The organism is Stenotrophomonas sp. Sm2128 (assembly GCF_030985535.1).
Lineage (GTDB): Bacteria > Pseudomonadota > Gammaproteobacteria > Xanthomonadales > Xanthomonadaceae > Stenotrophomonas > Stenotrophomonas maltophilia.
In genome coordinates, this window is record NZ_JAPTFQ010000006.1 from 57,924 (window position 1) to 69,818 (window position 11,895).

General features: G+C 61.2%; 13 protein-coding genes. All 13 read left to right on the forward strand.

From position 1 onward, the window contains the following. The first annotated feature begins 7 nt into the window (after window positions 1-7). The 13 genes from virB11 (at window position 8) to O0K41_RS03425 (ending at window position 11,879) form a co-directional block, all read left to right on the forward strand. A complete protein-coding gene (virB11, locus tag O0K41_RS03365) occupies window positions 8-1,051 on the forward strand; it encodes a P-type DNA transfer ATPase VirB11 (RefSeq protein ID WP_012480642.1) in 1,044 nt (347 codons plus the stop codon). Window positions 1,052-1,054: 3 nt separating this feature from the next. Beyond that, entirely contained in the window at window positions 1,055-2,020 is a 966-nt protein-coding gene (locus O0K41_RS03370) for a lytic transglycosylase domain-containing protein (RefSeq protein WP_012480641.1), read from the forward strand. 73 nt (window positions 2,021-2,093) lie between these two features. Next, entirely contained in the window at window positions 2,094-2,513 is a 420-nt protein-coding gene (locus tag O0K41_RS03375; protein ID WP_012480640.1) for a TrbC/VirB2 family protein, read from the forward strand. Then, window positions 2,506-2,814, forward strand: coding sequence for a VirB3 family type IV secretion system protein (locus O0K41_RS03380; protein ID WP_012480639.1), 309 nt, complete (start codon window positions 2,506-2,508; stop codon window positions 2,812-2,814). Before O0K41_RS03375 ends, O0K41_RS03380 begins: the two co-directional genes overlap by 8 nt. Before the next feature lie 84 nt (window positions 2,815-2,898). After that, window positions 2,899-5,346 (forward strand): VirB4 family type IV secretion/conjugal transfer ATPase, encoded by a 2,448-nt coding sequence (locus O0K41_RS03385; protein WP_024958424.1) that lies wholly within the window; start codon window positions 2,899-2,901, stop codon window positions 5,344-5,346. A gap of 51 nt (window positions 5,347-5,397) precedes the next feature. Then, window positions 5,398-6,198, forward strand: a complete 801-nt coding sequence (locus tag O0K41_RS03390; protein ID WP_123958716.1) for a hypothetical protein — start codon at window positions 5,398-5,400, stop codon at window positions 6,196-6,198. A 74-nt stretch (window positions 6,199-6,272) separates the two neighbouring features. Next, window positions 6,273-7,415, forward strand: a complete 1,143-nt coding sequence (locus O0K41_RS03395) for a type IV secretion system protein (RefSeq protein ID WP_049449086.1) — start codon at window positions 6,273-6,275, stop codon at window positions 7,413-7,415. Between the two features lie 37 nt (window positions 7,416-7,452). Continuing rightward, window positions 7,453-7,992: a DUF4189 domain-containing protein gene (locus tag O0K41_RS03400; protein WP_099588514.1), complete on the forward strand. Its 540-nt coding sequence runs from the start codon at window positions 7,453-7,455 to the stop codon at window positions 7,990-7,992. A 400-nt stretch (window positions 7,993-8,392) separates the two neighbouring features. Further along, window positions 8,393-8,911 carry a DUF4189 domain-containing protein gene (locus O0K41_RS03405; protein WP_065427930.1) on the forward strand — a complete coding sequence of 173 codons (519 nt, stop codon included), beginning with the start codon at window positions 8,393-8,395 and terminating at the stop codon, window positions 8,909-8,911. A 179-nt stretch (window positions 8,912-9,090) separates the two neighbouring features. Next, entirely contained in the window at window positions 9,091-9,264 is a 174-nt protein-coding gene (locus O0K41_RS03410; protein WP_158230916.1) for a hypothetical protein, read from the forward strand. 174 nt (window positions 9,265-9,438) lie between these two features. Further along, window positions 9,439-9,963: a DUF4189 domain-containing protein gene (locus tag O0K41_RS03415; protein ID WP_164222107.1), complete on the forward strand. Its 525-nt coding sequence runs from the start codon at window positions 9,439-9,441 to the stop codon at window positions 9,961-9,963. Between the two features lie 317 nt (window positions 9,964-10,280). Continuing rightward, window positions 10,281-10,817, forward strand: a complete 537-nt coding sequence (locus tag O0K41_RS03420) for a hypothetical protein (protein WP_005410114.1) — start codon at window positions 10,281-10,283, stop codon at window positions 10,815-10,817. 57 nt (window positions 10,818-10,874) lie between these two features. Beyond that, window positions 10,875-11,879 (forward strand): XVIPCD domain-containing protein, encoded by a 1,005-nt coding sequence (locus O0K41_RS03425; protein ID WP_164222105.1) that lies wholly within the window; start codon window positions 10,875-10,877, stop codon window positions 11,877-11,879. The last annotated feature ends 16 nt before the right edge of the window (window positions 11,880-11,895 follow it).

Genomic DNA, 11,895 nt, shown 5'->3' on the forward strand with positions numbered 1-11,895 from the left:
AACAACCATGGACGCCGAAGTGTCACCCCTCGCCCTCGTTTCCAGCGATTTCCTGCGCTATCAGTACGAAGTGCTGGGCATCGCCGAGTACATGACATCCCCGGAAGTGACGGAAATCTGCATCAACCGTCCCGGTGAGCTGTACCTGGAAACCCGGGCCGGGTGGCAGCGGGTGGACGTGCCGGGCCTGACCTTCGAGCGGGCCCGGCAGTTCTGCACCGCCGTAGTGAACGAAAGCAACACCGGCCAGCGCATCACCGATGCCGATCCGGTGGTGTCGCTCACGTTCCCCACCGGCCAGCGTGCGCAGTTCGTGATTCCACCTGCCTGTGATGCCGGCAAGGTTTCGATCACGATCCGCCTGCCGTCCAAGCACACCAAGTCGCTCACCCAGTACCACGAGGATGGTTTCTTCAACCAGATCCTGGAACAGGATGGCAGTCTGAGCGAGCAGGACCGCGAGCTGCTGGAACTGCGCCAGCAGCGCGAGTACGCAGAGTTCTTCCGTCGTGCGGTGATGTACCGCAAGAACATCGTGGTCTCCGGTGCGACCGGTAGCGGCAAGACCACCTTCATGAAAGCGCTGGTCAATCATATCCCGGACAACGAGCGCCTGGTCACGATCGAGGACGCACGCGAGCTGTTTCTGACCCAACCCAATGTGGTGCACCTGCTGTACTCCAAGGGCGGGCAGAGCACCAGCAATGTCAGCGCAAAGAGTTGCATGGAAGCCTGCCTGCGCATGAAGCCAGAACGCATCATCCTGGCCGAGCTGCGCGGTGACGAGGCGTTCTACTTCATCCGCAACTGCGCATCGGGCCACCCGGGCTCGATCACCAGTTGCCATGCCGGTAGCCCGGAGCAGACCTGGGATCAGCTGGCGCTGATGGTGAAGGCCTCGGCCGAGGGTTCGGGCCTGGAGTTCAACGTGATCAAGCGACTGTTGATGATGACCATCGACATCGTCGTGCATATCAAGGCGCATGCCGGCTCGCGCTACATCACCGGCATCGACTTCAATCCTGGGCGTGCCCAGGGGCAGGAGGGCTGACCAATGCTGCCAGGACTGGAAATGATGGCGTGCCCGGAAATGGCCGTCTCGATGGACGTGATGCAGCACGTCATCAACGTGGAATCGTCGCGCAACCCCTATGCCATCGGCGTGGTCGGCGGCGCCCTGGTGCGCCAGCCCAAGGCCCTCGACGAGGCGCTGGCCACCGTTCGCATGCTGGAGGAGAAGGGCTACAACTTCTCCATTGGCCTGGCTCAGGTCAACCGCTACAACCTGGGCAAGTACGGGCTGGATTCCTACGAGAAGGCCTTCCAGCAGTGCCCGAACCTGCAGGCTGGTTCGCGCATCCTCGCCGACTGCTACAAGCGCTCCGGTGGTGACTGGGGCAAGTCGTTCAGCTGCTACTACTCGGGCAACTTCGAGACCGGCTTCCGTCACGGGTACGTGCAGAAGATCTACGACTCGATCCGCCGCGGTCAGCAGGTCGCAAGCAACGGCGTCGCGCCGATTGACGTGGTCAGCCGCGGCGAGCGTCGGGTGGTCAGGGTCGAACATCATCCGCAGACGGCCTCGCCGGCCCAGGCACGCATCGTCGCCCAGGCCAGTGCGCCGGTGTACGTGCCGTCCAATGACCCGGCCCGGGCCTACACCGTTTACCCATCCACCGGTGCGATGGCCCGCGGCAGCCTGCTGAACATCGCCGACCAGGCGGTATCGCGCGTGGTGCTGGGCTCGGTCGATCGAATGATGCAGCCACAGGCACAGCGTGGAAACGACATGCCGCAGCAGGCTCCGCAGCCGTATCAGCAGCCTGGTGCGGCGCAGGGCGGGGCAGCCATGCCGCAACAGCTTCCCGGGATGGCTGCCGGCGCGAACGCGCCGGTGATGCTGCGCCCGTGGAATGAGCGTAACGCGCCAGCAGCGGACACCCAGAATTTCTACAACGCACCGGCGCCCCGTGCGCCGGTGCAGCAGATTCCCGCAGGGGATGCGGCCTTCGTGTTCTGACGAAGTCGTGGTGCGACCGGTCCCCCGGCTGGTCGATTCAGTTGTGTTAGTCCATCAACAAGGAAATCAATCCATGAAGCGATTCAATCTCGACCTCGTCCAGGCCCAGCGCACGCTGAAGACCATGCTGATGGCCGTCGCATTCGCCGGTGCTGTGTTCGCTCCGCAGGCCCTGGCCGGCACTGACTTCGGTGGTACCGATGGCAAGGTCTGCGGCTTCTTCTCCAACATCAACGGTCTGCTGAACATGGCCTCGATCGCCGTGGTCACGATCGCCGTGATCTTCGCCGGTTACCAGATTGCGTTTGCCCACAAGCGCATCGGTGACGTGGCCCCGATCCTCATCGGCGGTGTGCTGATCGGCGCGGCAGGCCAGATCGCGCGCATGCTGCTCGGCAAGGAGGCTGGCAGCTGCGAAAAGGTCGGTGGTGGCGACGGCGCTGGCATGGCGTTTGAAATGATCAAGCACGCCGTCCAGTACTACAGTGCATAAGAACGTCCTGTTCCGGGGATGCACGCGCCCAGCGATGTTCCTGGGCGTTCCCTACCTGCCATTTTTCATGGTGGCGGGTGGGTTGTTGCTGCTGAGCATGTACACGAACTTCTGGTTTCTGCTGACCATCCCGGTGGCCATTTTCATCATGCGGCAGATGGCCAAGCGTGACGAGATGATCTTCCGCCTGCTGGGCCTGCGCCTGATGTTCAAGCTCAAGGTGCGCAACGTGCAGGAGCATGATGGCATGTGGGTGTTCAACCCGAATCACTACCGCAACAAGCCAGCCCCCAGGGATTGAGGGCTGGATCCGGCCAAGCGGGCGTTGAGCGCCCGCCTGGCCAACTCCGCATCTTTGTCGGCAGTACCTTTTGGAAGCAGTCGTATGTTCAACCCAGATACCTCCATCAGCGAATTCATCCCCTTGTCGTCGCACGTGGCTCCGAATGTGGTGAAGACCACGGGCGGCGACTACCTGTTGACGTGGCACCTGGAAGGGCTGCCGTTCGTGGGGCGCGAAGAATGGGAGCTTGAGCATCGGCACAACACCTTCAACCGGTTGCTGCAGACGCTGCGCGCACCGGATTTCGTCAACGTTGCCTTCTGGGTGCATGACATCCGGCGCCGTCGCACCCTGAAGGGAAAGAGCTACTACAAGCAGCGCTTCAACCAGGATGTGTCCGACCAGTACATGGGCATGCTGTCCTCCCAGCGCATCATGCAGAACGAGCTGTACCTGACGATGATCTATCGCCCGGTGGTGGCGGGAAAGCGCTTCGTGGAGAAGTCCGCGAACGTGGACAAGCTGCGCGCCGAGCAGGAGCAGGCCGTCGAGAAGCTGATGGAGCTCGCCGGCAACGTCGAGGCTGTGATCCGCGACTACGCGCCTTACCGGCTCGGTATGTACGAAGCCAAGAACGGCGTGGTGTTTTCCGAAACGCTTGAGCTGTTCGGCTACCTGATCAACCGCATCGATGAGCCGGTACCGGTGCTGTCGGCGCCTGTGAAAGACTATCTTCCGGTCAGCCGTCATATGTTCTCGGCCAAGACCGGCGATTTCGTGATCAATACGCCCAATGGCGTCAATCATTTCGGCGCGATCCTGAATATCAAGGAATATGCCGAGGGGACCTATCCGGGCATCCTCAATGGTCTGAAGTATCTGGACTACGAGTACGTCATCACCCATTCGTTCAGCCCGATGGGGCGCCAGGACGCATTGAAGGTGCTGGACCGGACCAAGGGCATGATGATCTCGTCGGGCGACAAGGCGGTCAGTCAGATCGTCGAACTCGACCAGGCGATGGATCATCTGTCGTCAGGCAACTTCGTGCTGGGCGAATACCACTTCATCATCGCGGTGTATGGCGACAGCCAGGCGAAGCTGTCGCAGAACGTGGCCTCGACCCGTGCCGAGCTGTCCAACGCCGGTTTCGTGTCGACCAAGGAGGATCTGGCAGTCACCTCGTCGTTCTATTCGCAGCTGCCGGCCAACTGGCGCTTCCGCACGCGGCTGGCCAACGTCAGCTCGCTGAATTTCCTCGGCCTGTCGCCGCTGCACAACTTCGCCACCGGCAAGCAGCACAACAACCCGTGGGGCGACTGCGTGACCACGCTGCAGACCACCAACGGCCAGCCGTACTACTTCAATTTCCATGCCACCCATCCATCCGAGAATTCGCTGGGTGAGAAGGCGATCGCCAACACCATGGTGATCGGCAAGTCCGGTACCGGCAAGACCGCGCTGATCAACTTCCTGCTCAGCCAGGTTCAGAAGTATGAGCCGTCACCGACCATCTTCTTCTTCGACAAGGACCGTGGTGCGGAGATCTTCGTGCGTGCCTGCGGTGGCAATTATCTGGCCCTGGAGAACGGTGCGCCGACCGGCTTCAACCCGTTCCAGTGCGAGAACAACGAAGCGAACGTGCAGTTCCTGGCCGACCTGATCAAGGTGCTGGCCGGCAAGCGCGAGTACAGCGCCCGCGAGGAAGAGGACATCTACCGTGCGGTGGAGAGCATGCTCGATACGCCGATGCATCTGCGCAGCATGACCAACTTCCAGAAGAGCCTGCCCAACATGGGCGACGACGGCCTCTATGCGCGCATGCGCCGTTGGACTTCGGGCAATTCGCTGGGTTGGGTCTTCGACAATCCGATCGATACGGTGGATCTGAGCAAGGCCAACATCATCGGCTTCGACTACACCGACATCATCGACAATCCCGAAGTGCGCGTGCCGGTCATCAATTACCTGCTGCACCGCCTGGAATCGCTGATCGACGGTCGACCGCTGATCTATGTGATGGACGAATTCTGGAAGATCCTGGACGGCGAGGGTGGCCTGAAGGAGTTCGCGAAGAACAAGCAGAAGACCATCCGTAAGCAGAACGGCCTGGGCATCTTCGCCACGCAGAGCCCGGAAGACGCGCTGAAGAGTGATATCTCCGCTGCCCTGATCGAGCAGACCGCCACGCTCATCCTGCTGCCGAACCCGAACGCCAGCAAGAGCGACTACATGGATGGCCTGAAGTTGACCGAGGCGGAGTTCAAGGTGGTCACGGCACTGGACGAGCGCTCGCGCTGCTTCCTGGTCAAGCAGGGCCATGCTTCCAGTGTCTGCCAGCTCAACCTGCGTGGCATGGACGACATCCTGTCGGTGATCTCGGCCTCGACCGACAACATCGACATCATGCATCGGGTGCTGCAGACGGCTGCAGTCCGCAATCGGATCACCGTGGACGAACTCACGCCGGAACAGTGGCTGGAGGACTTCTACAAGAACCGAAAGGGCTCTGGTAAAGCCAAGGCCTCTGCCGAAACCGATGCGGCTTGAAAGCCCTGGATCAGACAGCGCCGAATGAAATCCATTCCCCTGGAGAAGAACATGAGCATGACATCCCGAAATCACAAGCGCCACCGCGGTCTGCGTCAGAAGCGCCTGGCAGCCATCCTGCTGGGGAGCATGGTCATGTTCTCCACCACGTCGGTTTCGGCCGGTGGTTACCCTGTCTTCGACCTCAGTAATCTCATGCAGGCACTGAAGGACTTTGCCCAAGGGAAGGCGCAAATGAAGGCTGACGGGCTGGAGTACGCGGCTCAGGTAACTCGGTGGAGAAGGACGTTCCAGGAGTACCAAAATGCGCTTGTCCAGATCCAGGGCATGATCAACAACTTCGGCTTGCCGCCAGGCGCCACATTGGAGCGGGTTCCAGACGACTATATGGTCGCCGACCTCTGCCGTACGTCGGCGGGCTTCAGCGCTGGCAGCCTGCTGAAGAAGTTTGTGCTGGATACCTCCGGTGATCTCTACGCGCAGCAGCAGCAGCTGTGCGTCAACATCCAGATGATGGAAAACCGGAAGCGCAACGAGACGGTGGATTTCATCGAGAAGACCATTCCCAGCATCAACGCGTCGTTGTCTGAGATCATGGGCTGGCGAGGCGGCGCCGATGGCAATCTTGCGGGAACTCTTTCGGCCGTGAACAGTGACTCCCTGCGTACGGCAAACGATATTTCCAAGCTGCAGCAGGAGTGGGAGGCGCGCATGCGGTCCTACGACGCCTATCAGGAGTCAATGATGGCCAATCAGCGCGTGCTGGCGCGCGTGGCATTGAAGGGCAAGCCGGGCGTCATCTCGCAGCTGGTCAAGACGGCCGCATTGGAACGCGCTTTGCACGTCGACTGACGCCGCTTGGGGCAGGTGCATAGGCACCCGCTCCACGAGGTTGTCCGGTAGGGATACATCAAGGGATTGCGGAAATGATCAGGTCGATTGCCAATTTTGATTTCAATGGCGGATTCCAGGATTTGATGGGGCACGTTGCACGTGTCCAATCGATCGGGGATTTCGTGTTCTTCAAGTTCATCTTCGACTTCCTGCGAAGCAAGATAAACAAGTTCGGCATCGACATGATGGGGGAAATGATGCAGTGGGTCGGCGGCATCGCCCTCACGCTCATGACCCTGTGGGTGCTGGTGCAGGGCTTCCGCATCGTGACCGGCCGCAGCCGGGACTCAATGATGGTGCTGGTGACCAATATGGCTCGTGCGGCGTTGATCGTCAGCGCGGCCACCACGATGGGCGCTTTCGGCACCAACCTTCAGAGCTTCCTCACCCACGACGTCAAGGCAGAAATCACGAAGGTCGTGACAGGCTCGAACGAGTCACCCGAAGCTCAGATCGACAAGAGCCTGGCATGGATGCAGGTGGCGCTTTCCAGTATCGACGCCATCCAGATCATGAATGACGGGGAGCTGCTGGAGGACAAGAAGCGGGCACTGTTCTTCATCGGCATGGGCACCGCAGGTCCAGCCATCACCGCTGGTGCGATGCTGATGCTGTATGAAATCGCCATGGCGCTGTTCATCGGCTTTGGCCCCCTGTTCATCCTCTGCCTGTTGTTCGACCAGACCAAGCAGTTGTTCCAACGTTGGCTGTTCTACGGCATCGGCACGATGTTCTCCATGGCCGTACTTGCAGCGATGGTTTCCATCGCACTGGACATGGTGGTACGTGTAGCGGCTACTTTCTGGACCACAGCGCTGGTGCAGGAATTCATCCTCAAGGAAAGCATGTCCGACGGCATGACCAGCCAGGCAATGCAGCAGGGAGGCATGGGCCTGATCCTCACCGCGTTGATCCTGACTACACCCCCAATGGCAGCGATGTTCTTCCAGGGTACCCTGGGCACCTTCATGGCATATTCGCAGATAGGCGGTGGTGCAAGTGCCTCGCCGAGTGCCGATGGTCGTCCGCCGGGCATGTCGGCTCCGCCGCCGGCGCCTTCCGCAGACGGCAGTCACGGTCAAACACAGCACAGCGCAACAATGCCGCGGCTCGATGGTAGCCGTGGGGCGCCGGTTCAGACCCCTGGCACACGAGGGAATGCATCCGGTGACTGATGTGGCGTCGCTGGCATCTTTTGAATTCGAGGAGCGTATGGGCTTTTCCGCATTGCACACCGTGGGTCAGCTTGCATTGAGTCTTGTTCTCTTTTTGGGTATTGCCTATCCCCACAATGCAAGCGCGGAAGGCAGATGTCCCCCCGGACAATATCCGATAGGTGATCAGGGTGTGGGCGGCTGTGCACCGATTCCAGGTGCTGGTGGCGCTGCTCGCCAGCCCGAGCCTGCAGGGCAGTGGCATAAGACGTGGGGCGCGATTGCGTCATCCGACGCAACAGCAGACGCAGGTGTTGCAACGGGTCGGCTAAGCAAGGAAAACGCGGAGCAGATGGCCTTGGCAGACTGCGGCAGGCGCGGTGCGTCCGATTGCCGGGTCATTTATTCGTATAGGAACCAGTGCGTTGCGTGGTTGGTTCCCAATAGCCAGGACGGAGCTTCCCGCGCCGGTCTTGCCAGCGCCAAGAATTCTGCCGAGGCACGGAAGTTTGCCCAGCAGTCGTGCGTCGACACTGGCGGGAAGGCCTGTCAGGTTGTATATGAGGACTGTACGAAGCCGGTCTATGAGTCGTTCTGATCCGGTGGTCGGATTGACGGTCTGGTAGCCAGTGCAACTCACTACGGCATCGAGAAGCTCTGTGCTTCTTGGGGCAGCTCCACTTCTTCTGTTTGCTCCAATATGGGCTGTGGCCAAAGGTCGCCAATCTTCTGGTCGTTACGCGATTGGGGAAAGGATGTAGGCGCCGCAGGGCAAGTGCTTGAGCAGTGTGGTCTTAGTGAGTCGTCTTCAGCTACCACAACCAGCGATCTGACGGCGCCAAGCCCTTCCTCCGTCAAGGCTGATAGCGATTCCCGCCCAGGGAAACTACGGCGTCGTTGCAATCAGTTTGTGAGGCTAGCGTTGCGAGAGGTCTGCGCAGAGACCTTTGGATATCGCGTGAAACACGGCAGATGATTTCAAGGACGGTGGAGTGGAAATGAGCAGAGGATATCTATTTGGAGGTCTGTGGCTTTTCGTTCTGCTATTGGGCATCGCGCCCATCGATTCTGTCGTGGCCGAGGGCCGCTGCCCGCCGGGCCAGTATCCGATCGGCGATCAGGGAGTGGGCGGCTGTGCTCCCATCCCTGGGGCAGGCCGGAGCGCGCCTGATGAGAATCCCGGGTACTGGGTCAAGACATGGGGTGCTGTCGCCAGCTCGCCTGGAGGAGATGCAGGTTCCGCCACTGGGCATCAGGCCAAGGCTTCGGCAGAGCGCCAAGCCGTCGAACGATGCCGGCAGGGCGGAGCTACCGACTGCACAGTCGTTTTTACCTACTACAACCAGTGCTATGCGGTTGTCCGGGCTGCACGACCGGAAAATGGCATGAGATTCAACACCGGGGCGACGAAAGAACAGGCGCAGGAGCGGGCAACCAAGGACTGCAAGGATTTGGGAAGTCAGGCTTGCTCCGTTTTCCATTCTGACTGTACCAAGCCTTTCTTCCAGCAAGACTGATCGGTTGTGACATCACACGGAGATTCAAGGCAAGGCCCGACTTCAGATCTTTGCGCGGTGATTCAGCTTTCGTAATTTCTGCTCTGCTGTTTGCTGCATTACTTGTTGCCAGCAACGCCTGTGCGGAGGGCCAATGCCCTGCGGGCCAGTACCCATCGGCGATCAAGGGGTTGGCGGGTATGCCCCGGTTCCTGGAGCAGTGGGAACTGCCCGCGAACCCGGACCTGCTGGCCAGCGCCGAGGACGCCGCCGAAGCGCGGAAGTTTGCCCAGCAGTCGTGCGTCGACACCGGTGGATGGGCGTGTCAGGTTGCATACGAGGACTGTACGAAGCCGGTCTATGAGTCATTCTGACCCGTTGATCGGATTGTCGGACTGGTAGTCAGCGCAACTCGCGATGGCGGCGGAAAGCTTCATGTGTTTGGGCGCAGCTCCGTTTGTTCTCTTGGCTCCAGCGTCGACAGTGGGCAACGATCGTCCGCTCAGGTCGTCCCACCTCTCACAATGGGCAAAGGAATGGGTCTCCCCATGAAACGAATCCACCTCGCTTTTCTTCCGTGTCTGCTGATTGCAGGCCTGCTGCCGTTCACTGCGCTCGCCGAAGGCAACTGCCCGCAGGGCATGTATCCCATCGGTGGCCAGGGTGTACTGGGCTGTGCGCCCATTCCGGTGAGCAGCTCAGGCTCCCCGTACAACAATCGCCCCAACTGGGCGCAGACCGTGCGTGGCGTGGCGATGGATGCCCGCGGCGACACCTTCATCAGCAACTCGATGCGCTCGCGGGGCAAGGCCAAGCGTGCATCCATGAAGGAGTGCAAGGAGTTCGGGAAAGGCGAATGTACGTTGGCGACCCTGTTCCAGGCGCAATGCGTGGCGGTCGCCCACGCGGGCCTGGGCACTGAAACCACCAGCGTCGCCACCGCCATGTCCGAACAGGGAGCGGTCATTGTCGCGATGCAGCAATGCAACGCGAAGGCGGCATGGAAGCAGCTGCCGCAGGGACAATGCGGGATCGCCAGAACGGCCTGCACGGCGGATCTGTTCATCAGGTAAGGCGCCATTCACGCTAAGCCCCGTTTTCTGTGATCAATTCCGCTTTTCGATTTCCTCGCACTTCGACGCGGCAGAACGCCTCGCGGTAAGCTCCCCACGCGTCATGAAAATGACGCGCCAGTGCCACCGAATGCAGGGGTTCTTCCGTCCAATGAGGACGCTGTCAGCCCCTGCATCGGGTGACGCTCGCCATCATCGCGGCCTTGCCGTACGCAAGGCTATGATCCCTGTCCGCGCAGGCGCGGATAAGCCGGAACGCGTTCCGGCTGGGCAGGGAGGCGGGTATCGGCATGACCACATTGAAGGAGTGGGAGGGGATGGAAGACAGGGTTGGCGCACACATGGACGATGCCCTGGCATTTGTTCCGTCCGGTGCGAACCTGCTGGAAGCCGTAAGGGGCGAACTCAACGGCGATGGCATCGAGTATCAGCTGCTGGTCATCGACCAGCCGACGCCGGAAGGGCTGGTGCCCGGCCAGCACGGGCCAAACCGGGTGCTGCTGTTGCTGCGCGGTGATGGGCGCGGGCGCTGGCAGCTGGCCGCGCGCAACGACAAGCTGGTGCCGTGTTCCACCCGAGGTGGCCTGGCCGGCGACCCTTTTGCGTATGCAATGGTCGAGAAGGGCACCTTCAGCGTGATCACCAACGGCGGTAGCCGCGAGCGCTGGAGCAGCACCTACCGGTTCCGCTATGCGCCCGCGGACAAGGCCTGCTGGGTTGACGGGGTGAGACGCAAGGTCGTGGATATCGAGACCGAAGCGACCAACATCCGGGATTACTCGGCGGCGGAGCTGGGCAGGGTGAGGTTCGAGGACTTCGACCCATCCAGTGTTGCCGAGGTGTCGCTTCCATGAGCCAAGCTCCAACCGGCGGAAGGGAATCCGCGCTGATGAAGATTCAGGAGTTGCACTGTGTCGACCGATAGAGAGTCGCAGCTGTTGCGACAGGCGACCAAAGCCGGCATCGACTCCCCGCTTGAACTGGCCAATTTCATGGCCCAGGCAGGGCACGAGTCGCGCGGCTTGAGCCGGCTCAACGAGAGCTTCAACTTCACCCGGGGAATCTCGCAGATCCCGGTGGAGGCTGCGTGGCGCAATGGCAACGCCGCGTTGGAGAGCGCCCGCCAGGAAGCGCTGCGTGGTCGCCCGGGAAACCTGGCCGAGCTGATGTACGGCGGGCGCATGGGCAACGACGCGCCTGGTGACGCGCTGAAGTACCACGGCCGCGGCTATCTGCCATTGGTCGGCAAGGAGAATTATGAGCGTGCCGGCAAGGCGCTGGGTCTGGACCTGGTGAATCACCCGGAGCTGGCAGCGCAGCCCGAGCACGCAGACCGTATTGCCGTATGGCAGTGGCAGACACGGGTGCCGGAGGGGGCGCGCCATGATGTGCGCGAAGCAACTTATGCGCTCAACGGCGCGCTCAATGGCATCGAGGCGCGCCGGCAACGATTTGAGGTCTGGCAGCAGAAGTTGACGCCGGACGTGATGGCGCGACTGGATCGCGGCGAAGTCGGTGCGCCGGCGCAGACCGTTGCACGCGACATGTCGCATGCCGGTGAGCCCGGCAACGCATTGTTCGAGGATGCGCGCCGGCACCTGCAGCAGATGGGGCCACAAAGTGGACTGCGCAGTGCACAGGAGCTCGACAATACCGCTGGCGCATTGGCGCTGGGGGCGCAGAAGGCCGGCCTGTCGCGCATCGATTATCTGCTGGCGGGCAACGACGGCCGTACGCTGTTTGCAGTGCAGGGCGCGCTGGGTGATCCGGCCATGCTGCGTGCGTCTGTTGACCGGGAGCAGGCCTCCCAGCAGCCACTGGCGCAGAGCAGCCAGCAGTTGGCGGCCAGCGTTGCGCAGCAGGATCCGACGGCCGCGCTCGCCCGCGAGCAGGAGCAGCGTTCTCGATCACTGTAGCACTTGGTGCCGGCGG